General features: G+C 44.7%; 23 protein-coding genes. 21 read left to right on the top strand and 2 right to left on the bottom strand.

The window, feature by feature from the left end; genetic code table 11:
* The 13 genes from E2L07_RS16975 to hfq form a co-directional block, all read left to right on the top strand.
* Positions 1–206 (top strand): transposase (locus E2L07_RS16975; protein WP_166740110.1); only part of this gene is annotated, 206 nt, incomplete at its 5' end.
* Positions 207–366: 160 nt separating this feature from the next.
* Complete coding sequence (locus tag E2L07_RS16970; RefSeq protein ID WP_010898530.1) at positions 367–1,161, top strand: TIGR00282 family metallophosphoesterase; 795 nt, start codon at positions 367–369, stop codon at positions 1,159–1,161.
* A 97-nt stretch (positions 1,162–1,258) separates the two neighbouring features.
* On the top strand, positions 1,259–1,519 hold the full coding sequence (locus tag E2L07_RS16965) for a stage V sporulation protein S (RefSeq protein ID WP_010898529.1): 261 nt from the start codon (positions 1,259–1,261) through the stop codon (positions 1,517–1,519).
* 424 nt (positions 1,520–1,943) lie between these two features.
* Positions 1,944–3,683, top strand: coding sequence for a 2-oxoacid:acceptor oxidoreductase subunit alpha (locus tag E2L07_RS16960; RefSeq protein ID WP_134230147.1), 1,740 nt, complete (start codon positions 1,944–1,946; stop codon positions 3,681–3,683).
* On the top strand, positions 3,684–4,550 hold the full coding sequence (locus E2L07_RS16955; protein ID WP_053430986.1) for a 2-oxoacid:ferredoxin oxidoreductase subunit beta: 867 nt from the start codon (positions 3,684–3,686) through the stop codon (positions 4,548–4,550).
* A gap of 221 nt (positions 4,551–4,771) precedes the next feature.
* The gene (miaB, locus tag E2L07_RS16950; RefSeq protein ID WP_053430987.1) at positions 4,772–6,388 is read left to right on the top strand and encodes a tRNA (N6-isopentenyl adenosine(37)-C2)-methylthiotransferase MiaB; all 1,617 of its coding nucleotides are present in this window, start codon (positions 4,772–4,774) and stop codon (positions 6,386–6,388) included.
* On the top strand, positions 6,388–6,828 hold the full coding sequence (locus E2L07_RS16945) for a YlbF/YmcA family competence regulator (protein WP_134230146.1): 441 nt from the start codon (positions 6,388–6,390) through the stop codon (positions 6,826–6,828). Before miaB ends, E2L07_RS16945 begins: the two co-directional genes overlap by 1 nt.
* A gap of 415 nt (positions 6,829–7,243) precedes the next feature.
* Positions 7,244–7,807, top strand: coding sequence for an outer spore coat protein CotE (locus E2L07_RS16940; protein ID WP_010898524.1), 564 nt, complete (start codon positions 7,244–7,246; stop codon positions 7,805–7,807).
* A 186-nt stretch (positions 7,808–7,993) separates the two neighbouring features.
* On the top strand, positions 7,994–10,591 hold the full coding sequence (gene mutS, locus E2L07_RS16935) for a DNA mismatch repair protein MutS (RefSeq protein ID WP_134230145.1): 2,598 nt from the start codon (positions 7,994–7,996) through the stop codon (positions 10,589–10,591).
* A 19-nt stretch (positions 10,592–10,610) separates the two neighbouring features.
* On the top strand, positions 10,611–12,524 hold the full coding sequence (gene mutL / locus E2L07_RS16930) for a DNA mismatch repair endonuclease MutL (RefSeq protein ID WP_134230144.1): 1,914 nt from the start codon (positions 10,611–10,613) through the stop codon (positions 12,522–12,524).
* A gap of 4 nt (positions 12,525–12,528) precedes the next feature.
* Positions 12,529–13,299, top strand: coding sequence for a class I SAM-dependent methyltransferase (locus tag E2L07_RS16925; RefSeq protein ID WP_134230143.1), 771 nt, complete (start codon positions 12,529–12,531; stop codon positions 13,297–13,299).
* Positions 13,300–13,347: 48 nt separating this feature from the next.
* Positions 13,348–14,292, top strand: coding sequence for a tRNA (adenosine(37)-N6)-dimethylallyltransferase MiaA (gene miaA, locus E2L07_RS16920; protein WP_053430991.1), 945 nt, complete (start codon positions 13,348–13,350; stop codon positions 14,290–14,292).
* Between the two features lie 33 nt (positions 14,293–14,325).
* Positions 14,326–14,562 (top strand): RNA chaperone Hfq, encoded by a 237-nt coding sequence (gene hfq / locus E2L07_RS16915; protein ID WP_010898519.1) that lies wholly within the window; start codon positions 14,326–14,328, stop codon positions 14,560–14,562.
* 31 nt (positions 14,563–14,593) lie between these two features.
* Here the strand turns inward: hfq and E2L07_RS16910 are convergent, their stop codons facing one another.
* Positions 14,594–15,571 (bottom strand): tyrosine-type recombinase/integrase, encoded by a 978-nt coding sequence (locus E2L07_RS16910; RefSeq protein ID WP_166740109.1) that lies wholly within the window; start codon positions 15,569–15,571, stop codon positions 14,594–14,596.
* Between the two features lie 158 nt (positions 15,572–15,729).
* On the opposite strand from E2L07_RS16910, the gene spoVK reads away from it, so the two are divergent.
* The 5 genes from spoVK (at position 15,730) to E2L07_RS16885 (ending at position 22,120) form a co-directional block, all read left to right on the top strand.
* Positions 15,730–16,677: a stage V sporulation protein K gene (gene spoVK, locus E2L07_RS16905; protein ID WP_053430993.1), complete on the top strand. Its 948-nt coding sequence runs from the start codon at positions 15,730–15,732 to the stop codon at positions 16,675–16,677.
* A gap of 90 nt (positions 16,678–16,767) precedes the next feature.
* On the top strand, positions 16,768–18,024 hold the full coding sequence (hflX, locus tag E2L07_RS16900) for a GTPase HflX (protein WP_134230141.1): 1,257 nt from the start codon (positions 16,768–16,770) through the stop codon (positions 18,022–18,024).
* Positions 18,025–18,042: 18 nt separating this feature from the next.
* Positions 18,043–19,320: a methionine gamma-lyase family protein gene (locus E2L07_RS16895; protein WP_053430994.1), complete on the top strand. Its 1,278-nt coding sequence runs from the start codon at positions 18,043–18,045 to the stop codon at positions 19,318–19,320.
* A gap of 224 nt (positions 19,321–19,544) precedes the next feature.
* Positions 19,545–20,894 carry a type I glutamate--ammonia ligase gene (glnA, locus tag E2L07_RS16890; protein ID WP_134230140.1) on the top strand — a complete coding sequence of 450 codons (1,350 nt, stop codon included), beginning with the start codon at positions 19,545–19,547 and terminating at the stop codon, positions 20,892–20,894.
* Positions 20,895–21,871: 977 nt separating this feature from the next.
* Positions 21,872–22,120 carry a ferredoxin gene (locus tag E2L07_RS16885; protein WP_010898511.1) on the top strand — a complete coding sequence of 83 codons (249 nt, stop codon included), beginning with the start codon at positions 21,872–21,874 and terminating at the stop codon, positions 22,118–22,120.
* A gap of 302 nt (positions 22,121–22,422) precedes the next feature.
* On the opposite strand, the gene lexA is transcribed toward E2L07_RS16885, so the two are convergent.
* Positions 22,423–23,046: a transcriptional repressor LexA gene (gene lexA, locus E2L07_RS16880; protein WP_053430996.1), complete on the bottom strand. Its 624-nt coding sequence runs from the start codon at positions 23,044–23,046 to the stop codon at positions 22,423–22,425.
* Between the two features lie 151 nt (positions 23,047–23,197).
* On the opposite strand from lexA, the gene E2L07_RS16875 reads away from it, so the two are divergent.
* From E2L07_RS16875 to E2L07_RS16865, 3 genes are all read left to right on the top strand, one after another.
* Positions 23,198–23,401: a hypothetical protein gene (locus E2L07_RS16875; RefSeq protein WP_010898509.1), complete on the top strand. Its 204-nt coding sequence runs from the start codon at positions 23,198–23,200 to the stop codon at positions 23,399–23,401.
* A 24-nt stretch (positions 23,402–23,425) separates the two neighbouring features.
* The gene (locus E2L07_RS16870) at positions 23,426–24,079 is read left to right on the top strand and encodes a YneB family resolvase-like protein (RefSeq protein ID WP_010898508.1); all 654 of its coding nucleotides are present in this window, start codon (positions 23,426–23,428) and stop codon (positions 24,077–24,079) included.
* A 198-nt stretch (positions 24,080–24,277) separates the two neighbouring features.
* A partial coding sequence (locus E2L07_RS16865; RefSeq protein ID WP_208401959.1) for a UPF0236 family transposase-like protein occupies positions 24,278–24,481 on the top strand: 204 nt, incomplete at its 3' end.

Raw genomic sequence — 24,481 nt, 5'->3', positions numbered from 1 at the left:
ACCGAGCCATTCAGACGCTGAAGAACTGGCAGACCGAGATCTTGAATAGCTTCGCGTTTGGCTTAAACAATGGTTTTATTGAAGGGCTGAATAATCAAACGAAGGTGATCAAGAGAAACGCCTTTGGCTTTCGGCGTTATGATCGCTTGCGAAACCGTATTCTCTTGCATCATCAATTCAAACATCAGACATTCGGGGTAGGATAAGAGGGGCTCGCCCTCCTATGCCACCCCAACATTTGACTAAGAACCTTAATCTTCGTTGTCTTCATCCGCTGACTAGCGGTAAGGGCGCTTGTCTCTTTGGTGTCATTCGACTATGATAGAAACAAGGTGGAACTTAGAGGGATAGAAAAGGAGCATTTGAATGAGACTTATGTTTATTGGGGACGTGGTTGGCTCCCCAGGCCGAAAAATGGTGAAAGACTATCTTGGGCCACTAAAAAAGAAATACAAACCGACGCTTACGATCATTAACGGAGAGAACGCTGCTGGTGGCAGAGGAATCACGGAGCAGATCTATAAAACCTTTCTTGATGCGGGTGCCCAAGCGGTGACGCTAGGCAATCATAGCTGGGATAACCGAGAAATCTTTGAATTTATTGATCAAGCCCCTGCCTTAGTACGACCGATCAACTATCCAGAAGGTACCCCAGGTCAGGGCTACACGTTTATTAAAGTAAATGCCATTGAAGTAGCAGTCGTCAATGTGATGGGCCGAACGTTCATGTCACCGAATGACTGTCCGTTTCAGGCCATGGATACGGCTCTTGATGACATTCGTAAGCGAACGCCATTTATTTTCGTGGACATGCATGGGGAGGCAACGAGTGAGAAGCAAGCGATGGGCTGGTATTTAGACGGGCGCGTCTCCGCGATCATCGGTACCCATACCCATGTTCAGACAGCAGATGAGCGCATTTTACCGAAAGGGACTGCCTATTTGAGCGATGTGGGGATGACGGGGCCTTATGACGGCGTTTTGGGTATGGAACGGGAAGCGGTTGTAAAAAAATTTTTAACAAACTTGCCTGTTAGGTTTGAAGTGGCAAAAGGTCGGGAACAATTAAGTGGAGTAGTAATTGAACTGGACCCAAAAACAGGTTTAGCTAAATCGATTGAGCGGATTCTCATTAACGAGGATCATCCATTCTATTTCTAGTCAATGCCTTGCTTTACATTTTTAAGGAATAAAGTCCTCAATCTCGAAATACTAGTAAGTAGAGTGGTATCATCCATTTGATGAGGAGGTACAAGGAATGGAAGTATTAAAAGTTTCAGCAAAATCTACACCTAACTCTGTTGCAGGAGCGCTAGCTGGAGTCATCCGTGAGCGAGGTGCAGCGGAAATTCAAGCGATCGGTGCAGGAGCACTTAACCAATCAATCAAAGCGATTGCCATTGCCCGTGGATTTGTAGCTCCTAGTGGAATTGACCTCGTATGTATTCCCGCCTTTACTGACATTGAAATAGATGGTGAAGAGCGCACAGCGATTAAGCTGATTGTTGAACCGCGGTAACCCTTTTAAAAAAGTCTGTCTTCCTTGTGAAGGCAGGCTTTTTTTTGTATACGAGAGTAAAGGATTAACAACCGCTAAGCACGACGACATTTTTTTGATTTTTTGTGCGCGAGGAAAAGATAAATGTTCTTCCTGTAAAAGCAGTTTAACCCCAGTAGTGCCTTGATTTTTCATCAGAAAAACGAGGAGTTGTAGAACAAAGAATTCCCTTCAAGGCGTTTTTTCTGGCGATTCGTTCTTGCTTTTTTTATCCATGCCATCTATGATAAATACGTTTAGACCATGAATACATGCGTCTCGGCAATTTGTCAAAAAATTTTGTACTATTTCTAGTTGTTTACTCGGGAATATGATAAACTATGACAATAAGAGAAATTTTTCAACAAGGTCATACGCTGAATTTTACTAAAGGGGTGGAGAATTCATGCTTGAGCAACTTTCATGGAAAGTTGGAGGTCAACAAGGTGAAGGGATCGAGAGTACGGGAGAAATTTTTGCAACAACATTAAACAGGTTAGGCTACTATTTGTACGGCTATCGTCATTTTTCGTCACGGATTAAGGGGGGGCACACGAACAATAAAATTCGTGTTTCAATAAAACCGCTGAACGCTATTTCTGATGACTTAGATATTCTTGTTGCATTTGACCAAGAAACGATCGATGTGAACGTCCATGAACTCCGTGAAGGCGGGGTCGTCATCGCTGATGCTAAATTTAATCCTGAGCTTCCTGAAGGTTCGTCTGCTACTCTATATGCGGTGCCATTTACTGAGATTGCGACAGAGTTAGGAACATCACTGATGAAAAACATGGTTGCCGTCGGTGCGTCAAGTGCCCTTCTTGGACTCGAACCAGAGGTGTTCCGTGAAGTGGTCGAAGAGATCTTTTTGCGAAAAGGTACATCTGTCGTTGAAAAGAACATGGAAGCTTTAAAAGCTGGTGCGGCTTTCTTTATCGAAAAAGCGGAAAATGGCAATCAGCTACAACTGAAAGAAGCAGACGGGAAAAAGCGGATGTTTATGATTGGAAATGATGCGATCGGAATGGGGGCAGTTGCTGCTGGTAGCCGATTTATGGCGGCATATCCAATCACCCCTGCATCAGAGATCATGGAATACTTAATTAAAAAACTTCCGGAATTCGGTGGAGCGGTCATTCAAACGGAAGATGAGATTGCTGCATGTACGATGGCTATAGGCGCTAACTATGCTGGCGTGCGTTCCTTCACGGCATCTGCCGGACCAGGTCTTTCTCTCATGGCGGAAGCAATCGGTTTGTCAGGGATGACGGAAACGCCGCTTGTGATTGTCGATACGCAGCGCGGGGGCCCAAGTACTGGATTACCGACAAAACAAGAGCAATCTGATCTGATGGCAATGATTTATAGCACCCACGGAGATATTCCGAAAGTTGTAATGGCTCCAAGTACGGTTGAGGAGGCCTTTTATGATACGGTCGAGGCCTTTAACATAGCAGAAGAGTACCAGTGTCCAGTTATCCTCGTAACAGATTTGGCTTTATCCCTCGGAAAGCAGACAGTCGAGCCGCTCGATTTCAGCAAGGTGGAAATTCGTCGCGGGTCATTGCAAAACGAGGACCAGTTAACTGAACAAGAAAAAGGCGAATATTACAAGCGCTATGAATTAACGGAAACTGGCGTCTCTCCTCGTGTTCTCCCAGGGCAAAAAAATGGAATTCACCACGTAACAGGTGTTGAGCACGATCAAACAGGGAAGCCGTCAGAGAGTGCGACGAATCGTATAGAACAAATGGAAAAGCGGCTTCGAAAGGTTGAAGCGTTGCCAGAACGTTTTCCAACCCCTGTTCACATCCATGCGCCGCACGAAGAGCCAGATTTATTAGTGATTGGCATCAACTCAACGAGAGGGGCGATAGAAGAGGCGATTCCTCGGTTAGAAGCCGACAGCATTCGTGTCAACCATGCCCATATTCGTCTCGTTCACCCGTTTCCGAAGCATGAACTGCAGCCATATTTAACAAAGGCGAAAAAAGTAGTTGTCGTCGAACATAACGCGACAGCTCAACTTGCGAGCCTCATCAAAATGAACTGTGACGTGAAAGCAATCGAGAATGTTTTGAGATACGACGGGAATCCGTTTTTACCAGGTGAAATCTATCAAACTTGCAAGGAGTTGATCTAATTGGCGACGTTTAAAGATTTTCGAAATAAAGTCAAGCCAAACTGGTGTCCAGGTTGTGGAGATTTTTCTGTTCAAGCAGCAATCCAGCGTGCAGCCGCTAACGTAGGGCTTGAACCTGATCAGCTCGCGGTCATTTCTGGAATTGGTTGTTCTGGACGGATTTCTGGTTACATTAACGCTTATGGATTCCACGGCGTCCACGGGCGTGTTCTTCCGATCGCTCAAGGTGTGAAGATGGCAAATCGTGATTTAACGGTCATTGCTTCAGGGGGAGATGGAGACGGTTTTGCGATCGGAATGGGCCATACAGTGCATGCGATCAGACGCAACATTAACATTACGTACATTGTTATGGATAACCAAATTTACGGATTAACAAAAGGACAAACGTCTCCGCGAAGCGATGTCGGATTTAAGACGAAAAGTACGCCAAGTGGATCTGTCGAATCAGCGCTAAACGTCATGGAGATGGCTTTAACTGCAGGGGCTACATTCGTGGCACAAAGCTTCTCTAGTGATTTAAAAGAATTAACGGCACTCATTGAGAAAGGCATTAACCATAATGGATTTTCCCTCATTAACGTCTTCAGTCCATGTGTCACGTTCAACAAGGTGAACACGTATGACTGGTTTAAGGAAAACTTGACGAAACTATCCGATCTTGAAGGCTATGATCCTCAGAACCGGATGGTTGCGATGCAAACGTTAATGGAGCACAACGGTTTAGTCACAGGCCTCATTTACCAAAACGATAAACAACCGTCCTATCAAGATCTCATTGCCGGTTATGATGAGAAACCATTAGCCGATCAAGATTTAACGATTGATGAAGGGAAATTTAAAGAACTCGTCGGAGAATTTATGTAAGCAGAAGGCAACCACTCACACAGCGGAGTGGTTGTTTTTGTTTACACTTTAAAATAGCAACCTATTCCTAGTTCATGTCGATTTCTTGAGATTTCGGGCGGAGAGCATTGAGTTTGTCAGATGATGGCGTTATAATTGAAACTTGAGCATTTGCTTTTTTACGTGAATCATTGTTTCAAAGGAGACGATGACTCGTTTTACTATAGAAAGGAGCATGTCCAATGAATGAAGAACAACGCCTTGGACGGAATGGAAACACGGATGCAGTCAGCACGAAAGAAGCTGGATCGGCAACGAAGGATTACAGCAAATACTTTGACTTTTCCAACGCCAAAGTCGTAAGCGAAGAAGATGGAAAAAAAGTCATTAAAATTGCAGGACGGGAAATCTCGATCTTCGACCAGCCAGACTATAAGCAAGGCAAGCGTCGTGGAAAAGAAGAAGTGAAAGTGCTCCGCCCGGACGATTTAATCCCTGAAGATATGAAAACAATCGGGGCCGGGAAGAAATTTCTTGTTCGCACGTATGGTTGTCAAATGAATATACACGATTCGGAAAATATGGCGGGTATGCTTAAAGAGATGGGCTTTGAAGCGACCGATGAAACGACAGATGCAGACGTCATTTTAATTAATACATGTGCGATCCGTGAAAATGCAGAAAACAAAGTGTTCGGTGAAATTGGAAACTTAAAGCAGCTAAAGCGGGAAAAGCCGGAGCTCGTCATTGGAGTATGTGGCTGTATGTCCCAAGAGGAGGGCGTCGTCAATCGAATCATGCAAAAGCACCAACACATTGATATGATTTTCGGGACGCACAACATTCATCGCTTACCCCACCTTCTACGCAATGCCCTCTTTGGCAAAGAAATGATTATTGAAGTGTGGTCAAAGGAAGGCGACATCGTCGAAAATATGCCACGTGCTCGTGAAGGAAAAACACAAGCATGGGTCAACATTATGTACGGCTGTGATAAGTTCTGTACGTACTGTATCGTTCCGTATACGCGGGGGAAAGAGCGGAGCCGGAGACCGGAGGATATTATCCAGGAAGTGCGTGACTTGGCCCGCCAAGGCTATAAGGAAATCACGCTTCTCGGTCAAAACGTCAACGCATATGGAAAAGATTTAGCTGATCTTGACTATGGTCTTGGGGATTTAATGGATGAAATTCGTAAAATTGACATCCCGCGCGTTCGATTTACGACAAGTCATCCTCGTGATTTCGATGATCATTTGATCGAGGTTCTTGCCAAAGGTGGCAATCTTGTGGAGCATATCCATCTCCCAGTGCAACATGGAAACTCAGAGATTTTAAAACTGATGGCGCGCAAATATACGCGAGAGCAATACGTGGAATTGGCACAAAAAATTAAACGGGCTATTCCGAATGCGTCGTTTACGACCGATTTAATTGTTGGCTTCCCGAACGAAACGGACGAACAGTTTGAAGATACGCTAAGCCTCGTGAGGGAAATTGAATTTGACAGTGCCTTCACCTACATTTATTCACCGCGTGAAGGAACGCCAGCGGCGAAAATGAAGGACAACGTTCCAATGGAAGTGAAACGGGAACGATTAGCGCGATTGAACGCCCTCGTCAACGAAATTTCCGCACAAAAAAACTTAGAATACCAAGACAAAGTCGTCGAAGTGCTCGTAGAAGGTGAAAGTAAAAAAGATCCGAACATTTTAGCCGGACGGACACGAACCAATCGGCTTGTCAACTTTAAAGGACCCAAGTCGGTTATCGGTGACATCGTGTACGTCAAAGTGACCGAAGCAAAAACGTGGTCACTCAACGGAGAAATGGTAGAAATGGCTGAGGTGAATGGATAATGTCGGCGAAATATACAAGAGATGATATTAAGCAAAGGGCAAGAGAACTTGCGTTAATGATCGCAGAAACAGAAGAAGTTGACTTTTTTAAGCGTGCTGAGAAGCAAATTAACGAACATCTCCGCGTGCAAGAGGTCATTGCCGAAATAAAAAAATATCAAAAAGAAGCAGTGAACCTACAGCACTATGGAAAAAAAGAGGCATTAAAAGAAGTGGAAGCGAAAATCGACGAGCTACAAAGCGAAATTGATGCAATACCGCTCGTACAAGAGTTTAAACAGAGCCAGATGGATGTGAACGAGCTGTTGCAACTCGTATCGATGACCATTTCCAAAACGGTAACCGATCATATCATCACCTCCATGGGAGGCGACTTGCTTCGAGGAACGACAACGAAAAATCCGCTCATCGATGATGGGTGTGGTAAGGAGAAGTGCTAATTTTGCCCCCTGTTTAGCCAACAGCTAGGCAGGGTGTTTTTTGTAGCTTTGCAAGCCTCTGGCGGATGCAGCACCAGCAGTATGCATCCATATAAAGACGTGATTCCCTTGTATTCGTCATTAAGATCAAAACGTTTTATAAACATGTGCAAAGGAGAGAAGATCAATAGCTCTTCAAATGAAGAAAGAGACCGTCTCTGTTTATCAAAGTGGAGGAAAACATAAGAAATTTCAGTACTAAACAGGCTTCCCGTTACATATCGTGTTACAGACAGAGCTTGAATCGAATTCTTTTCTTTCTTTTTCTGCACACTAGTCATTTGCCCCGCATAGGATGGGAGTGTAGATTTTCGCAGGTGATAGGCGAGTGCCGACACGCCAGGTTTTGATTTGAGAATGAGGAGGGTTTTAACCAATGTCCGATGGGCTAAATTACAGGGAGATCATTACGAAAGCAGTATGTGGTAAAGGTCGCAAGTTTTCTCAAGCAAGTCACAAAATCAGCCCTTCCGAAAAGCCTTCAAGTATTTTAGGCTGCTGGATTATTAACCACAAATACAGCGCGGATAAGAAGGGTGAAAATGTCGAAGTGCAAGGCAGCTATGACATTAATGTTTGGTTCTCTTACAAAAATAATACAAAAACCGATGTGGCGACTCAAACGGTGAGCTACACGGACATTATTCCGTTAACGATGCGGGATGAGAATGTGCTATCAAAAGAAATGGACGTAGTGGCCAGACCGATTCAACAGCCGAACACACTTGAAGCCACGATTGCTGAGAGTGGTGTCCACGTGGATGTTCAAGTGGAGCGTGAATTTGTTGTAGAATGCATTGGGGAAACGAAAGTAGCTGTGGCAGTTAATCCAGATGGGATTATTGAAGAAATCCCTGAGTCCACTGAAGAGCTAGAATTGACGGAAGATGAGTTCGAGGATCTCGATCCAAACTTCTTACAAGGGGAGCTAGAAGAATAAATCGATTGAGCTAGGAAGCTGAGTTCCTAGCTTTTTATTTTTAGAGACTAAAAACGAGAAAAATTCAGGCAAGTGATGATGGTATTTCATCGTGTGACGTAAAGAGATCTTCACCCTTTGCTGGGCGGATCTCGTTTCCTTATGATATAATGGGAGCGAACAAAAAGGGACGGTGAACGAGAACCAATGGCACTACAAACTCCTATGATGAAGCAATATTTAGAGATCAAGGCACAATACAAAGATGCCTTTTTATTTTTCCGTTTAGGTGATTTCTACGAACTTTTTTTAGATGACGCTGTTAAGGCTGCACAGGAACTAGAAATAACGCTAACGGGTAGAGGAAAAGGGGAGGAACGTATCCCGATGTGCGGCGTTCCATACCATTCGGCCGATCATTACATTTCTCGTCTGCTCGAGAAAGGGTATAAAATTGCGATTTGTGAGCAAGTAGAAGACCCAAAGAATGCCAAAGGTGTAGTGAAGCGTGAAGTGATTAAGCTGATCACCCCTGGTACAATCATGGACGGGAAATTAATTGTTGAAAAGGAGAACAATTTTTTATGCGCGGTAACGAGGTTTGAAGATCGGAGCTATGGCATCGCTCGCGCCGATTTAACGACAGGTGAAAGCAGGGTTAGTCTTGTAAGTGAACAGGATGATTTGTTCCATGAACTTGCTTCTTCAAGCATAAAGGAGGTCGTCCTGAGTCCAGGCTGGACTGAAGAAGACGCTCACCGTTTGCGTCAATCGCTCTCGGTCACTTTGTCTGAGGAAGAGGCAGAGGACCTGCCAAAAGGTTACGAATCCCTATGTGAAAACGTGGAACAACCAAAGTTGCTGCGAGCATTTGGCCGACTTTTGCAGTATTTGTTACGGACGCAAAAGCGTTCGCTTGAGCATTTACAGCCTGTTCAATATGATCCACCAAATGAAGTGATGAAAATCGATCTTCATTCTAGACGGAACCTAGAGCTAGTGGAAACGTTGCGGGAAAAAAAGAAAAAGGGTTCCCTTCTTTGGGCTGTGGATGAAACGGTGACGGCCATGGGGGGGCGGCTGTTGAAGCAATGGGTTGAACGTCCACTGCTCTCGAAGAAAGAAATCGAGCGGAGACAAGGGCTAGTTCAATCGTTCCTTGATCATTATTTTGAGCGGGAAGAACTGCGTGATGAGCTACGCCATGTTTATGATTTAGAACGACTCGTCGGAAAAGTGGCCTACGGAAATGTCAATGCAAGGGAGCTCGTTCAGTTACGCAAATCATTGCAGAGAATTCCGGCAATCTTTGCCCTTGTAGAAAAAATCGGTAATCAAGATGTAAATGAGCGATTGCAAACGATCGATCGCTGTGAATCATTAGTCGATTTGCTTGAGCATAGCTTAGTCGATGACCCTCCGGTCTCGATTAAGGAAGGCGGGATGATCCGTGATGGTTTTCACAAGGAGCTTGATACATATCGTGATGCAAGTCGAAATGGGAAGTCATGGATTGCAGAGCTTGAACAAAAAGAACGGGAAGCGACTGGGATTAAATCGTTAAAGATCGGCTACAACAAAGTGTTCGGTTATTATATTGAAGTGACGAAAGCGAACATACACCTACTAGAGGAAGGACGCTACGAGCGGAAGCAAACGCTCACGAATGCCGAGCGCTACGTCACCCCAGAGTTAAAGGAAAAGGAAGCTCTCATCTTAAACGCTGAGGAATCCATCGTTCAGCTTGAATACGACTTATTTTTACAAGTCCGTGAGCAAGTGAAGGACTACATTCGACCGTTGCAAGCGCTCGCCCAAATGATTAGCGAGCTCGATGTCATTCAAGGGTTTGCAACCGTCAGCGAAACCCATCATTACGTGAGGCCAGCACTTCAAGAGGATCGGGCGATTGCCATTAAAGGAGGACGCCATCCAGTTGTCGAGCGTGTAATTCCGAATGGTGAATATGTAGCCAATGACGTAGATATGAAAGATGGACGAAGCATTCTCCTCATTACAGGGCCCAATATGGCGGGGAAAAGCACGTACATGCGCCAGCTTGCGTTAATTGCGATCATGGGACAAATCGGTTGCTTTGTTCCTGCGGATGAAGCGAGGCTGCCGATCTTTGACCAAGTGTTTACGAGAATTGGGGCAGCGGATGACTTAGCTAGCGGACAAAGCACGTTCATGGTGGAAATGCTAGAAACAAAATATGCGCTACAAAAGGCGACACAAAACAGCCTCATCCTGCTCGATGAAATTGGTCGCGGCACCTCCACCTATGATGGAATGGCACTCGCCCAAGCGATCATTGAATACATTCATGATGAAATTCGTGCAAAAACGCTGTTTTCTACCCATTATCACGAGTTAACAGCTCTTGAAAAGGAGCTTTCTGACGTAAAAAATGTTCACGTGTCGGCAGTGGAAGAGCAAGGAACGGTCGTGTTTTTGCATAAAGTCGTCGATGGACAAGCCGATCGAAGCTATGGAATCTATGTAGCAGAGCTTGCAGGATTGCCAAATGTGGTCACCGAACGGGCCGAAACGCTACTAGCTGAACTTGAAGGGGAGAAGGAGATAGTCGCTTCCGAGAAGGAAGTAGCGTCTACTAACGAGCCTACGCAGCTTTCCTTGTTTGAACCAGAACCGTTGGAAGCGTACAAGCCCAAAGGGAACAAACAGCCGTTATCGGACGAGGAAAAAACAGTACTACATGACCTTCAGTCGGTCGATGTCCTAAACACGACCCCTTTGGAGGCGATTCGTTTATTAAATCAGTGGCAGCAAAAATTACGTTAGCGGTCAAGGAGGTGAGGAAATGGCGAAGATCATTAAGCTCGATGATCATCTCTCCAATAAAATTGCTGCAGGGGAAGTTGTCGAACGCCCTGCGTCTGTCGTCAAAGAGTTAGTGGAAAATGCCCTTGATGCCAACAGCCAAAAAATTACGATTGAAGTAGAGGCTGGCGGACTTGATCGCATTCGCGTCATTGATGATGGAGATGGGATTGAAAGAGAAGATGTCGAAACAGCCTTTTTCCGTCATGCGACAAGTAAAATCAAGACGGATAAAGATTTGTTTCAAATCGCAACGCTCGGCTTCCGCGGGGAGGCACTACCGAGTATTGCTTCAGTCTCTCACGTCCAGATCAAAACGAGCACTGGCGGTGATGGAGGGACAGAAATGGTTTTAGAGGGCGGTGTGATTAAAAAAATCGGTTCAACCGCCATGGGAAAAGGGACAGATTTAACCGTCACACAGCTCTTTTACAACACACCTGCCCGATTAAAATACGTCAAAACCGTTCATACCGAGCTCGGGAATATTAGTGATGTGGTCAATCGGTTGGCCCTCGCCCACCCTCATGTATCGTTCCAGCTTTTTCATAACGGAAAGAATGTGTTGCGTACGTCGGGAAACGGCGATCAGTTGCAAGTGATTGCGGCGATTTACGGAAGAACGGTCGCCAAACAAATGGTACCGTTAAGCGGGGAGACGATTGATTTTAAGGTGAGCGGATTTGCGGCAAAACCGGAAGTGACTCGAGCTTCGAGACAGTACATGTCGCTACTTGTGAACGGCCGATACATTCGAAATGTAGCTCTCTCGAAAGCGATTCAACAAGGTTTCCATACGTTGCTTCCCATCGGTAGGTATCCGATTGCAATCGTCAACATTGAGCTCGATCCGCAGCTGATCGATGTGAACGTTCACCCGTCCAAGCTTGAAGTTCGAGTAAGTAAAGAAGAAGAATTATGCCGGTTAGTGACAGAGACGATCGAGCGTGCTTTTAAAAAGGAGCAGCTCATTCCAGAAGCAACAAAGCCTACAGGGGGAAAACAAAAAAGTGAACAACTCTCCTTTACGTTGGACGATTTTACATCAGCAAAACCGAGCGAGGACCGAGGAAGTACTTCGAGTAATGAGGGAAATGAACAACGCTCTTCGATCGATAAAAATGTTCTTTTCCAAGAGGAGAAAAAGCTATCAAATGATTTACCATCAATAAATATGGTCCGTGAGGCATCGGCAAGCGTTGAGCCTGCCCTTGAAAAGGAGCCCCCATCCGCTGAGCTGACTGCCGGTGCAAAGGGTGCGATGGAACAAGCTTCAATGGAAGAGGAAACGTCCAACTCGTTGCCTGTGAATCGGGTACCGACAATGTATCCAATTGGACAAATGCATGGAACGTATATTTTGGCACAAAATGATCAAGGCTTGTATATAATTGATCAGCATGCTGCTCAAGAGCGAATGAAGTATGAATATTTTCGCGAGAAGGTTGGAGAAGTGACAAACGAGCTACAAGAGCTGATTGTGCCGATTACGGTGGAATGCACATTACAGGAAGCAGCGTATATTGAAGAGCACTTGGAAGATTTGAAGCAAGTCGGCTTATTTTTCGAGGAGTTCGGGCCGCAGACATTTATGATTCGTCAGCACCCTACTTGGTTTCCTAAAGGCTTAGAGGAAGAAACGATTCGGGAAATGATTGATCAGTTAATGGAAAAAAGAAAGGTTGACATTAAGAAGCTTCGAGAAGAGGCAGCGATTCTCATGTCATGTAAAGCTGCGATTAAAGCAAACCGCCATCTGCGCCATGATGAAATGTACGCATTACTGGAGGCATTACGGAAATCAAGCGATCCGTTTACGTGCCCGCACGGACGCCCGATTATCGTACAAATCACGACCTATGAGATGGAGAAAATGTTCAAACGGGTGATGTAATGTCATGATTGTCACAACAGGGTTAAAAAAAGAAGAAACCCTTGAAAAGAAGGGGCGCGTTTACGCAGAGGCGTTAAAGGGAACGTACGTTAAGCGTAAGCGACGCTCCATTGAAACGTTAATGCACACGTACCAACAAGATATGGTTATCGTCGGAGAAGAGCGAGATGTCCTCTATCGTCAAGGTTCAGTGGAGCCGTTTTTCTATCATCCAAATGGGGCGATGGTGCGCGTGAAGCAATGGCAGAAAACCGGGCATGATCCGCTAATCGATGCAGCACAGCTACGAGTAGGCGATACTTTTCTCGATTGTACACTCGGTCTTGGAGCGGATAGCACGCTAGCAAAAGTGGTGGTTGGAGAAACAGGAACTGTAGTTGGGATTGAGGGGAGCCTGCCCCTCGCTTATCTCGTACAGCAAGGGATGCGAACATGGAGCGAAGGACCTGCCGCCTTTATTTCTGCCCTTCGCTCGATCAAGGTCATTCACGGGAGCCACCGCGAAATTTTACATACACTAGCGAATGAATCGTTCGATGTCGTTTACTTCGATCCGATGTTTGAGCAGACGATTGCTTCAGCAGGGATGGCAGGAATGAAGCTACACGCCTTATATGATGATCTTTCTCGTGAGGCTATCGCCGATGCGTTGCGGGTAGCAAGAAGGCGGGTCGTGCTGAAAGACCACTGGCAGAGCGAGCGTTTTGAAGCTTTAGGCTTCCATGTCATTCGCCGAAAACAAGCTGCCTTTCATTATGGCTATATCGAAAAGTAAAAAGTTTCATCTTGATAGGTTTGTAAATGGAAGAAAAGGGAGAAGATGATGAAAGAAAAGCTAGTAGCCATCGTAGGACCGACAGCTGTTGGAAAAACGAAGACGAGTGTCATGCTTGCCAAACGATTGAACGGTGAAGTGATCAGCGGTGATTCCATGCAAGTGTATCGCGGCATGGACATTGGCACAGCGAAAATCACAGCCGAAGAAATGGACGGTGTGCCTCATCATTTAATCGATATTAAAGATCCGAGCGAGTCGTTTTCTGTAGCTGACTTTCAAGATTTAGCCACGCCGCTCATTACGGAAATTCATGAACGGGGCAGGCTTCCGTTTCTTGTCGGTGGAACGGGCTTGTATGTGAATGCCGTCATCCATCAATTCAATCTCGGTGACATTCGTGCAGACGAAGACTATCGGCACGAACTTGAAGCCTTTGTAAGCAGCTATGGGGTTCAAGCATTGCACGACAAATTGTCTAAAGTAGATCCAAAGGCAGCAGCTGCCATTCATCCGAACAATTATCGCCGCGTGATCCGAGCGTTGGAAATTATCAAACTTACCGGAAAGACGGTGACAGAGCAGGCGCGTCATGAAGAGGAAACCCCTTCTCCGTATAACCTCGTCATGATCGGTTTGACGATGGAGCGTGACGTTTTGTATGATCGTATCAATCGCAGGGTTGATCAAATGGTTGAAGAAGGATTAATAGACGAAGCAAAAAAGCTGTACGACCGTGGAATCAGAGATTGTCAATCGGTGCAAGCGATTGGCTATAAAGAAATGTACGATTACTTAGACGGGAACGTGACGCTGGAAGAAGCGATTGACACATTAAAGCGAAATTCTCGCCGTTACGCGAAGCGTCAGCTAACGTGGTTTCGAAATAAAGCAAATGTGACATGGTTCGATATGACCGATGTCGATTTTGACAAAAAAATTATGGAAATTCACAATTTCATAGCAGGAAAGCTAGAAGAAAAATCGAAATAGAAAACGTAGCGAAGAAGAGGGGGACTGTCGAAAATGAAATCATCGGTAAATATCCAAGATCACTTTTTAAACCAGCTACGCAAAGAAAACATACCTGTCACCGTTTTCTTGCTCAATGGTTTTCAGCTCCGTGGACTGGTGAAAGGTTTTGATAACTTCACTGTGATCCTTGAGACCGAAGGAAAGCAACAACTTGTGTATAAGCATGCGATTTCCACGTTCGCACCGCAGCGCAATGTGCAAATGAAAACCGAAAATGAACCATCGTGACAGAAATTAAGCTGACTCTCCGCATAGGAGGTCAGCTTTTTCGATCGTGAAATGTTTCAAGTGTTTTGACATAACGGCGTAACGATAAGGGGCTCGTGAACCCGAGCATTCGGCGAATCGTTTCTTCACTTGTCCCACTTGCCAGTTGTGAGAGAATGAATGAGTTCCGTAAATGCTGGGCGCAAACTTTTTTCCGAAGCCCAGCTCGTGAAGCGTCTTGGCGTAACATTTTTTGAATGCCGATCTCTGTCCACTGCTTCGGCTCATCCCCTTCATAAGACCAACGATACGTTTTTCGTTGAAAATCAAAGGCAACAAAAAACGCATCTTGCGAGTGGAGTCTCGGCCGGACAGGCTTAGGGATGGTCTGCCAATAATCAAATGCGAGCCTCCCGTCTGCCTCTGCTAATGAAAGGGTGCGTTGCTCACGTTTCCCTTCTGCCACTGTCACGGTTCGTTTTGCGAACTGGAGATCGATCATTGATAAGGAAGCGACTTCTTGAAGGGAGAGACCATAGTTGTAAAAGAGGCGTACGACTAGGAGGTTCCGTTTCATTAGTTTTGGCCGAACCTCCCGCTGTCGCTCAGTCAAGCCATCAAGAGATTGAATGGTTTCACATAACGATTCGAATTCCTCCTTCCGAACCCAATCATTTTCCTTGAGCGGTGTAACGAATAAATCAGGTTTGTCGATCGTGTGAATCGCATGGGATGAGGTACCTCCTTGAGGCTGATAATAAAAGGCAAATTGCTGGAGCACCGAATGAATTCGACGAATCGTTCGTGTGCTGTAGTTCCGTTTTCCACCTAGCTCCGTAAAAAATTCGTGCAGCTCCTCTGGCGTGAGCTCCTTCCACTCTTGTAATGAAATCTCCTTCTCTTCTGCCTGCATCCAGTGAAAAAAGTCAAGTAGGTCATAGCGATAGCGACGCACTGTACCTGCTGTGCGTCCTTTCATTTCAAGGGACAGGAGGAACGGTTCGATAAGAGCATCCATTTTGTTATCCATCGTCATCTCCCTTCGAAACAGACACATTTTGAGCCAATGTAGAAAATCGACTAGACGTTTGTCACAAATTTGGGCGTTTTGCGTATAGTTATAGAAGGGACGTTTATAAATCTGTCTAGCATTGTTCGTTAGCTTCGTAGAGAAGGGGTGAAACATCATTGAGTCAAACACCTTCCTCATCATCTGTGAAAGGACGTATTAACGTCATTTTACACAATAAACCGAACAAAATGGAAGAAGAAACCTTTTTCCATTCAGAAGAAGAGCGGGAAAAGCATTACGTACTTGAAAAAATGGAGCGAGAACTTAAAAAATATGTAGGGCTAGATGAGGTCAAGCGATTAATTAAAGAAGTCTATGCATGGATTTATATTAATCAATGCCGAACAGAGCAAGGGTTAAAGGCGTCTAAACAAGCGCTACACATGATTTTTAAAGGAAACCCTGGCACAGGAAAAACAACGGTGGCTCGGTTAATCGCCCGTTTTTTTCGCGACATGAATGTCCTCTCGAAAGGGCAGCTCATTGAAGCGGAGCGGGCAGACTTAGTGGGGGAATACATTGGACATACAGCGCAAAAAACCCGTGAATTAATTAAAAAAGCCCAAGGCGGAGTCCTATTTGTCGATGAAGCCTATTCTTTGGCTCGCGGTGGGGAAAAAGATTTTGGTAAGGAAGCGATTGATACGCTCGTAAAGGCGATGGAAGACCAGCAGCACGAATTCGTTCTTATTTTGGCAGGCTACTCAGATGAAATGGATTATTTTTTATCGTTAAATCCAGGATTGCCGTCCCGCTTTCCAATTGCGATGGATTTTCCTAATTACACGACTGATCAGCTTATGCAAATTGTGAAGAACATGGTGAAGGAGCGAGAATACCAATTGACGAAACGGGCGCAACATCTCATTCGTGAGCATGTCACGAAAGTGCGCCAATATGAAGGGAGAACGTTCAGCAACGGACGTTACATTCGGAACATGATCGAGGAGGCGATTCGTAGGCAGGCGGTACGTTTACTACAGGAAGGGTCCTATTCTAGAGAGGCGCTTTTATTGTTAAAGGCAGAGGACTTTCATTTTGAATCCTCGAATGTAAAACCATAGCCAAAAAAGATTGGGGCTGAGCGGTTGCGCTTAGCCTTATGATTTTGTATGATCACTTCAGTGACTATTGGAAAGGATTGAGGAAAACGGTTGGAACATTTAAAGGAAACAAATGCGGAACGGGTTTTCTTAGTGGCATGTCAGCTTCCTAACATGACCGATGAGCAATTTGAGGTATCCCTAGAAGAACTTGAAGCATTGACGCTTACAGCTCAAGGAACAGTCATTGATCGGCTGACGCAAAAGCGAGAAGCTATTGAACCGGCAACGTACATTGGTCGGGGGAAGCTTGATGAACTAGCGATAAAAATGGAAGAACAGGAAGCCGATCTTGTGATTGTAAATGGAGAACTGTCGGGAAGCCAGGTACGCAATTTGACCAATCGCTTAGGGGTTCGTGTCATTGATCGGACACAGCTTATTTTAGATATTTTTGCTGGCCGAGCGAAATCGCGCGAAGGAAAGCTACAAGTGGAGCTAGCCCAATTAAATTACTTGCTTCCACGTATTGTCGGTCAAGGGCAAGGATTGTCACGGCTCGGCGGGGGTATTGGGACGAGGGGCCCTGGGGAAACGAAGCTTGAAACGGATCGGCGTCACATTCGAAAACGAATGGCTGACATTGATAAACAGTTAAAGCATACCGTGAAGCACCGTGATCGGTACCGAGCGCGGCGAGAGCGGAATCAAACGTTTCGGATCGCCCTTGTTGGTTATACGAATGCCGGAAAGTCAACCTTATTAAACCGTTTAACCGCATCCGACTCTTACGAGGAAGATTTGCTGTTTGCGACACTTGACCCAATGACAAGAAAAATGCGTCTGCCAAGCGGGATGGAAGTCATTCTCTCCGATACCGTCGGATTCATTAACCAATTACCGACAACATTAGTGGCGGCGTTTCGTTCCACGCTTGAAGAAGTGAAGCATGCTGACTTGTTGCTTCATGTGGTCGACCGCTCCAGCGAACAACTGCAAGCACATATGGAAACCGTCTCAGAATTATTACACCAATTGGAGGTCGACCAGTCCCGGATGCTAGTTGTCTATAATAAGGTAGACAAACCGAACCTCCCAATCATTCCCGTTCATCAGCAAAACGGCATCGAAATGTCAGCTCATAAACGAGAAGACATTCAACGGTTACGGCAGATGATCGAACGGACGTTAGTGGATTTGTTTACCCCATACGTAACCGAATTGGCTAGTGATGAAGGGAATAAGCTGGCCAAGCTACGGCGAGAAACGATCATGACGGAAATGAAGTGGGACGAAGATCGGGAATGCTATCAAGTAAAAGGATATGTCCACCCTAATCATGCGTGGGCCGAGCAACTGTTGGATTAGAAGGATAGGAGTGCGAGTATGATCACAACTTGGAAACACCACGAAACCATCGAAAAAGCAAAAAGAAACGCAGAACAAAAAATAGTATCAAATGTAGAGCATGTGGAACATATAGCGCTAGTGAATCAAAAAAGAGTACTTGATGCATTCAAGCGAAAGCAAGTTTCAGAACACCATTTCACCCCATCTACCGGCTATGGTTACGATGATCTTGGCCGGGAAACCCTTGAAGCGGTGTACGCGGATGTTTTCGGGGCCGAAACAGCCCTCGTCCGTCCACAAATCATCTCAGGCACCCATGCAATTGCTACCGTTCTATTCGGCTTGTTGCGTCCAGGTGACGAACTTCTGTACATAACAGGAAAGCCATACGATACCCTTGAGGAAGTGATCGGCATTCGCGGCGAAGAGGGAGGGGGCTCGTTAAAAGATTTTGGCATCACGTATCATGCCGTTCCCCTTACTGCCGAACAAAAGGTGGACAAAGCTGCGGTTAAGGCAGCGATGAATGAGCGGACGAAAGTCATTGGGATTCAACGATCGAAAGGATACGCCGACCGTCCTTCGTTTTCTATTAATGAAATCGAACAAATGGCTCAGTTTGTCAAAGGAATCAACCCGAATGTCATTGTGTTTGTGGACAATTGTTACGGTGAGTTTGTTGAGGCGAAAGAGCCTTGCCACGTTGGGGTGGATGTTATCGCTGGTTCGCTTATTAAAAATCCGGGCGGTGGGATCGTTAAAACTGGTGGCTATGTCGCTGGTAAAGCACCCTATGTGAAGCAAGCATCCTACCGTTTAGCTGCACCGGGAATTGGTACCGAGGGAGGAGCAACCTTATACAGTCTTCTTGAAATGTTTCAAGGTCTGTTTCTTGCTCCTCATGTTGTGAGTCAAGCCGTGAAAGGCGCTCATTTCACTGCAGCATTTTTAGACGAACTAGGGATGAGGACGAGCCCTCGTTACGACGAACAGCGGACAGATTTAATTCAGTCCGTTCAGTTTCCTGATCGTGAGAAGATGATCGCTTTCTGCCAAGCGATTCAGGCGGCATCACCGATCGATGCCCACGTCACCCCACAGCCAAGTTCGATGCCGGGCTATGAAGATCCTGTCATCATGGCAGCAGGTACATTTATTCAAGGGGCGAGCATCGAGTTAACGGCGGATGGACCTGTTCGACCGCCTTACATTGCGTACGTTCAAGGTGGGCTCACATACGAGCACGTAAAGCTAGCCGTCATGCAAGCTGCAGATGAAATGCTTAGCCTGGAAACAAAGGGAACGCCTTCTTGATTGAATTAAGAAGGCGTTTATCCTTTGATAGATTCTAGTAAAAAAAGTTTGTTAGATTAATTACTATGTCAGATTATCTTACATATATTTGACAGATCGATACCCTTCAAGTAGACTTGTAGTAAAGTTGATCGAAAAAAGACGAGTGATGGCAAAAGGATGCTAGGATTATACTCGGAAATTTCGATTTATTATGAAAAGTGCAGGAAAGGGGATACCTACGAATGGCAAAGTTTACGAGAGAAGACATTTTGCGCATTTCCCAAGAAGATAACGTTCGTTTTATCCGACTTCAATTTACTGATTTACTAGGGACGATTAAAAATGTGGAAATCCCGGTTGATCAATTGCCAAAAGCCCTTGACAACAAAATGATGTTTGATGGCTCATCCATCGAGGGGTTTGTTCGAATTGAGGAATCAGACATGTATTTGTACCCGGATTTAGATACGTGGGTCATCTTCCCTTGGACACCGGAAAAAGGAAAGGTTGCGCGTCTGATTTGTGATGTCTACCAACCTGGAAAGCCTGGAGAAGAACCAAAACCATTCTTAGGTGATCCTCGTGGCATTTTGAAGCGGGTCCTAAAAGAAGCAGAAGCGCTCGGTTTCACAGCATTTAACATCGGTCCAGAGCCAGAGTTTTTCCTTTTTAAAAATGATGAATCAGGAGAGCCAACGCTTGAGTTAAACGATAAGGGAGGCTATTTTGACCTCGCACCGACGGACTTAGGGGAAAACTGCCGCCGCGATATTGTGCTTGAGCTGGAGGATATGGGCTTTGAAATTGAAGCTTCCCACCATGAAGTGGCCCCAGGCCAGCATGAGATCGACTTTAAATATGCAGACGCTGTGACGACATGTGATAACATTCAAACGTTCAAGCTTGTCGTTAAAACAATTGCTCGCAAACACGGCTTGCATGCCACGTTTATGCCAAAACCACTTTTCGGCGTCAATGGTTCAGGGATGCACTGCAACATGTCCTTGTTCCGCGGGAAAGAAAATGCGTTCTTTGACGAATCAACCGAAAGCCAGTTGAGCGGAACCGCGATGCAATTTTTAGCAGGCATTTTAAAACATGCCGACAGTTTTACAGCGATTACGAATCCAATTGTGAACTCTTATAAGCGCCTTGTCCCAGGCTATGAGGCACCTGTTTATGTTGCTTGGTCGATGCGCAACCGGAGCCCTCTCGTTCGGATTCCATCTTCTCGCGGCTTAAGCACGCGAATCGAAGTTCGTAGCCCAGATCCAGCCGCTAATCCTTACCTTGCAATGGCAGCAATGCTAGCAGCTGGTCTTGATGGCATCAAACGCAAGCTTACACCACCGGCAGCAACAGACCGTAACATTTACGTGATGAGCAAGGAAGAGCGTGATGAAGAGGGAATTCGTGACTTACCATCAACACTAAAAGAAGCAGTCGACAACTTCCTGAAAAATGACGTGCTAGTCGAAGCGATCGGAGAGCATGCCGTGGAGCACTTTGTCGAAGCCAAAGAAATCGAATGGGATATGTTCCGCACCCAAGTGCACCCATGGGAGCGAGACCAGTACATGCAAACCTATTAATCTATGAAACCCTTGAAGCGATAGGCTTCGGGGGTTTTATTACTTTATAAAATGGTTTACCTTTAATAGGAGCCTGAAAAGAGATAAACGATGGCTTTCAATTATGAAGCTTGATGAAGTCTAGAAACATAGGTGATTTTGTTAAAATAGCTTATCGGATGGTGATCAAGAATAACAATTTTTTCAGATAAATGAAATAAATTATCTACATCTAGGTAAAATAATAGGTAGAATGAAAGTAATAAACCTTAAGGAGCTGATGCAAGACTTGAAACGGGTTAAGTATTGGTTCGATTGCAAGGTCAAAGGTAAACATAGATATGACTACTATACAGAAAAGTGCATTATATGCGGTAAAAGAGCAAACAAGGATACCTGACTAGGTGTCCTATTTTTTAGAGAAGTTAAGACTTTAAGGGAAAAATTTTAAAATAATCGACTATAGATTTTATCACATTCTTGTAAGGGCTTTATCGCTAAGGTTTTTTAGGATTGTAAGGTTTTAAGGATGGGTATGAAAGATGATTGAACACTAGCGTACAACATAAATAAATTGGTATGTAAAATACCAGGATAAGGCTTAACTATAATGTTAGATCTTATAACACGAGGGTTGACGACACATTGCTCTAGTGAATAATTATTTATTGATAAGGGTATTTATGTTGTGTAACATGTAGTTATCACCTAAGGCACGTACAAAAAATGAAAAGGCCACTGTGCAAGAGTATTCTATGAATGAGGAAACTTGTCCTGCACTCAGGATACACTTATAGGGACGTGAGCAGTACATGCAAACGTATGAATGTAATTCCTGAGGCCTCTTGAGGTGAAGTCACTTCAAGAGGTCTTTCAAAAAGTGATTGGTTTTTCGGGACACCTTTACTTACCGACGGAAAAGTCGGAATATTAAGTGAATGGTTGTTCCTACCTTTTATAAATAGATAGAACACAACAACCTTGGGAGGGAAATCGAAATGGCAAAGTATACGATTGTGGATAAGGAGACCTGTATTGCATGTGGAGCTTGTGGCGCAGCTGCTCCAGATGTTTATGATTATGATGACGAAGGATTGGCATACGTCATTTTAGACGATAACGAAGGGGTTGCCGAAGTACCAGAAGATTTGATCGAAGACATGGAAGATGCCCTTGAAGGCTGCCCTACCGATTCCATTCGCGTAGCAGATGAACCGTTTGAAGGAGATGCCAATAAATTTGAATAATAATTCAAGATGTAAAGCTAACGCGGATTAAAGCCAAGTCAATTTTTGTGTAAAAACAGTAAGAAGCAACGTCAATGGCATGAACCATTGGCGTGTTTTTTTGCTTACAATAGCTGTTAAGTATAAGAACAACTACGGATTTGCTGCCCTTTAAAGGTTCGGCAATCGCTGTGTCTTCTTTAGCTTCAGCACGATTGTACTAGTCAAATTAAATAGTAAAGCTCAAGGAGGGCCCTTGAGCTTTTTCTAGTGTAATGGGTTATAAACAAATAGAACGTTGCATAGATTGGTGGCAGGACAAGTTAATGGATGGTACGAAATACGCCTATAACTTTTCCTAAGATCGTACAAGATGTCAAAATAATAGGTTCCATTGTTGAGTTTTCCGGTTGAAGACGGATGTAATCTTTTTCGCGGAAGAATCTTTTAACGGTAGCCTCGTCTTCTTCTGTCATGGCAACAATGATATCACCGTTATCGGCCGTTTGCTGTTGTCGCACAATGACAAGATCTCCATCAAAGATGCCGGCCTCGATCATGCTGTCCCCTTGAATTCGCAGTGCATATGTGTTGTCGTTGGCTGTTAATTGTTCAGGTAGTGGGAAATATTCTTCCACATTCTCAACAGCTGTAATTGGCAATCCGGCAGTAACTTTCCCGACGACAGGGATATACGTAGCTTTCGCTTCAGTCGTTTCAGATGCCAAATTCTCTAAGTCTAGCACTTCGATCGCGCGAGGCTTCGTTGGGTCGCGACGAATGTACCCTTTTTTCTCTAGCCTAGATAAATGGCCATGAACAGTAGAGCTTGAAGCTAGTCCAACGGCTTCGCCAATTTCGCGAACAGAGGGAGGGTATCCTTTGGCTCGAACTTCTTCTTTGATATAATCTAAAATTTCTTGCTGTCTTCTAGATAGCTTTGACAAGGTGGGGCACCTCTCTTTTCTTTCCTATACTGACTAAATTATACCATGCGAACATATGTAATGCAAACATAAGTTCTAATTTATTGTTGACACAAACAAGTGTTCTTGTTTATGATAAAGGGGAACAAACATTCTTATGAGGTGATTCTCTATGCTTAGACGTTTATCTGGCCAAGAAATTTCATTGTTAGTTGTTGCACTTATTACGTTATTATTGATGTACGGAACGCTTATATTTGCTGATGATAGCGATCCTGCTTCTACCTCTATGTTCTCGTACGAACAAGAGGAGCAACACGAGAACCTTCACGGTCAAGGATCTGTCGTCTATGAATCGATTATGCATAATGACTAAGAGTAGATAGGTTGATGATGTCCATTGAAAGCCATTATTTATTGTCGTGTCAGCACAGAAAAGACGAGCCAAGAAACGTCCTTAGCTCGGCAAAAGCATGAGCTTCTCACCCTTGCAAATAAACATGCGCTAGAAGTCGTTGCTACATTGGAAGAGCGAGCAAGTGGCTTTTCTCTAGACAGGCCTGTATTGTTAGAATGCATAGATGCTTTCCAACGCGGGCAAGCTGATATCCTTCTTTGTCAAGATGATACAAGGCTTGCACGAGGGCATTCGAAGATAGCTTTGTTACATCAGTTACGAAAATTAGGTGTCTCCATCTATACGATTCGTGATCAGGGGGAGCTTCGGCTATCAGAAGCAGATGAAATGGTCCTTGACATTGTAGCGATCGTGGAAGAGTATCAGCGTAAGCTTCATAACAAAAAAATCAAGCGAGGAATGAAACAAGCCGTCAAAAATGGCTATCGTCCCGAACGGAATATAAAACAAGGTGTTTCTGGTGGGAGAGAACGAAAGGAACTGCCGATCAAGGAGATCGTTCGCCTTCGTCAGAAAAACCTAACGTTTCATGAAATTGCCTTAACACTACAAGGTCTTGGATTTAATGTCTCGAAAGCAACGGTGCATCGTCGTTATCAAGAATATATGGACGAGCAGCTTCATGGGGAACAATAGGGCCATTCTTTTGGTTCGTATGAGTAAAATGTTTGTGGGAGAAGAAACAACCTGCTCAACCAGGTAATGGAAGTTCATTACCTGGTTGAGCAGGCCACCAAGCGAAAGCGCGGTAGGGTTTAAGCAAAATGCATGAAAAAAGGGTCTCTCCTTGGTAGAATCATAGTCGACAAAAACCCGATTCAAAGGAGAAACCCTATGCAAAAGAATAACACAGAATACCCAACTTTAAAAGAACTTGAACAGCTAGTTTGGAGGAAGTTACAGGAAACCTTCTCAAGTGTGATGACCTGCATACTAGAGGAATATGACGAAGAAATTATGCAACAACGTGATAAGCAACGCTTCCATTATAAAGATAAACGGCCTCTAAAAATAGACAGTTTATTTGGTGAGATTGAG

The organism is Halalkalibacterium halodurans, from assembly GCF_004376175.1.
GTDB classification, from domain to species: Bacteria; Bacillota; Bacilli; order Bacillales; family Bacillaceae_D; genus Halalkalibacterium; species Halalkalibacterium halodurans.
The sequence above is the reverse complement of the archived record's forward strand: the minus strand, read 5'-3'. Positions and strand labels throughout refer to the sequence as shown.

Excerpts from the sequence above, each read along its gene's own strand:
- E2L07_RS16970 (WP_010898530.1), top strand. The coding sequence starts at position 367 with ATGAGACTTATGTTTATTGGGGACGTGGTTGGCTCCCCAGGCCGAAAA.
- E2L07_RS16965 (WP_010898529.1), top strand. The coding sequence starts at position 1,259 with ATGGAAGTATTAAAAGTTTCAGCAAAATCTACACCTAACTCTGTTGCA.
- E2L07_RS16960 (WP_134230147.1), top strand. The coding sequence starts at position 1,944 with ATGCTTGAGCAACTTTCATGGAAAGTTGGAGGTCAACAAGGTGAAGGG.
- miaB (WP_053430987.1), top strand. The coding sequence starts at position 4,772 with ATGAATGAAGAACAACGCCTTGGACGGAATGGAAACACGGATGCAGTC.
- E2L07_RS16945 (WP_134230146.1), top strand. The coding sequence starts at position 6,388 with ATGTCGGCGAAATATACAAGAGATGATATTAAGCAAAGGGCAAGAGAA.
- E2L07_RS16940 (WP_010898524.1), top strand. The coding sequence starts at position 7,244 with ATGTCCGATGGGCTAAATTACAGGGAGATCATTACGAAAGCAGTATGT.
- mutS (WP_134230145.1), top strand. The coding sequence starts at position 7,994 with ATGGCACTACAAACTCCTATGATGAAGCAATATTTAGAGATCAAGGCA.
- mutL (WP_134230144.1), top strand. The coding sequence starts at position 10,611 with ATGGCGAAGATCATTAAGCTCGATGATCATCTCTCCAATAAAATTGCT.
- E2L07_RS16925 (WP_134230143.1), top strand. The coding sequence starts at position 12,529 with ATGATTGTCACAACAGGGTTAAAAAAAGAAGAAACCCTTGAAAAGAAG.
- miaA (WP_053430991.1), top strand. The coding sequence starts at position 13,348 with ATGAAAGAAAAGCTAGTAGCCATCGTAGGACCGACAGCTGTTGGAAAA.
- hfq (WP_010898519.1), top strand. The coding sequence starts at position 14,326 with ATGAAATCATCGGTAAATATCCAAGATCACTTTTTAAACCAGCTACGC.
- E2L07_RS16910 (WP_166740109.1), bottom strand. The coding sequence starts at position 15,571 with ATGGATAACAAAATGGATGCTCTTATCGAACCGTTCCTCCTGTCCCTT.
- E2L07_RS16895 (WP_053430994.1), top strand. The coding sequence starts at position 18,043 with ATGATCACAACTTGGAAACACCACGAAACCATCGAAAAAGCAAAAAGA.
- glnA (WP_134230140.1), top strand. The coding sequence starts at position 19,545 with ATGGCAAAGTTTACGAGAGAAGACATTTTGCGCATTTCCCAAGAAGAT.
- E2L07_RS16885 (WP_010898511.1), top strand. The coding sequence starts at position 21,872 with ATGGCAAAGTATACGATTGTGGATAAGGAGACCTGTATTGCATGTGGA.
- E2L07_RS16875 (WP_010898509.1), top strand. The coding sequence starts at position 23,198 with ATGCTTAGACGTTTATCTGGCCAAGAAATTTCATTGTTAGTTGTTGCA.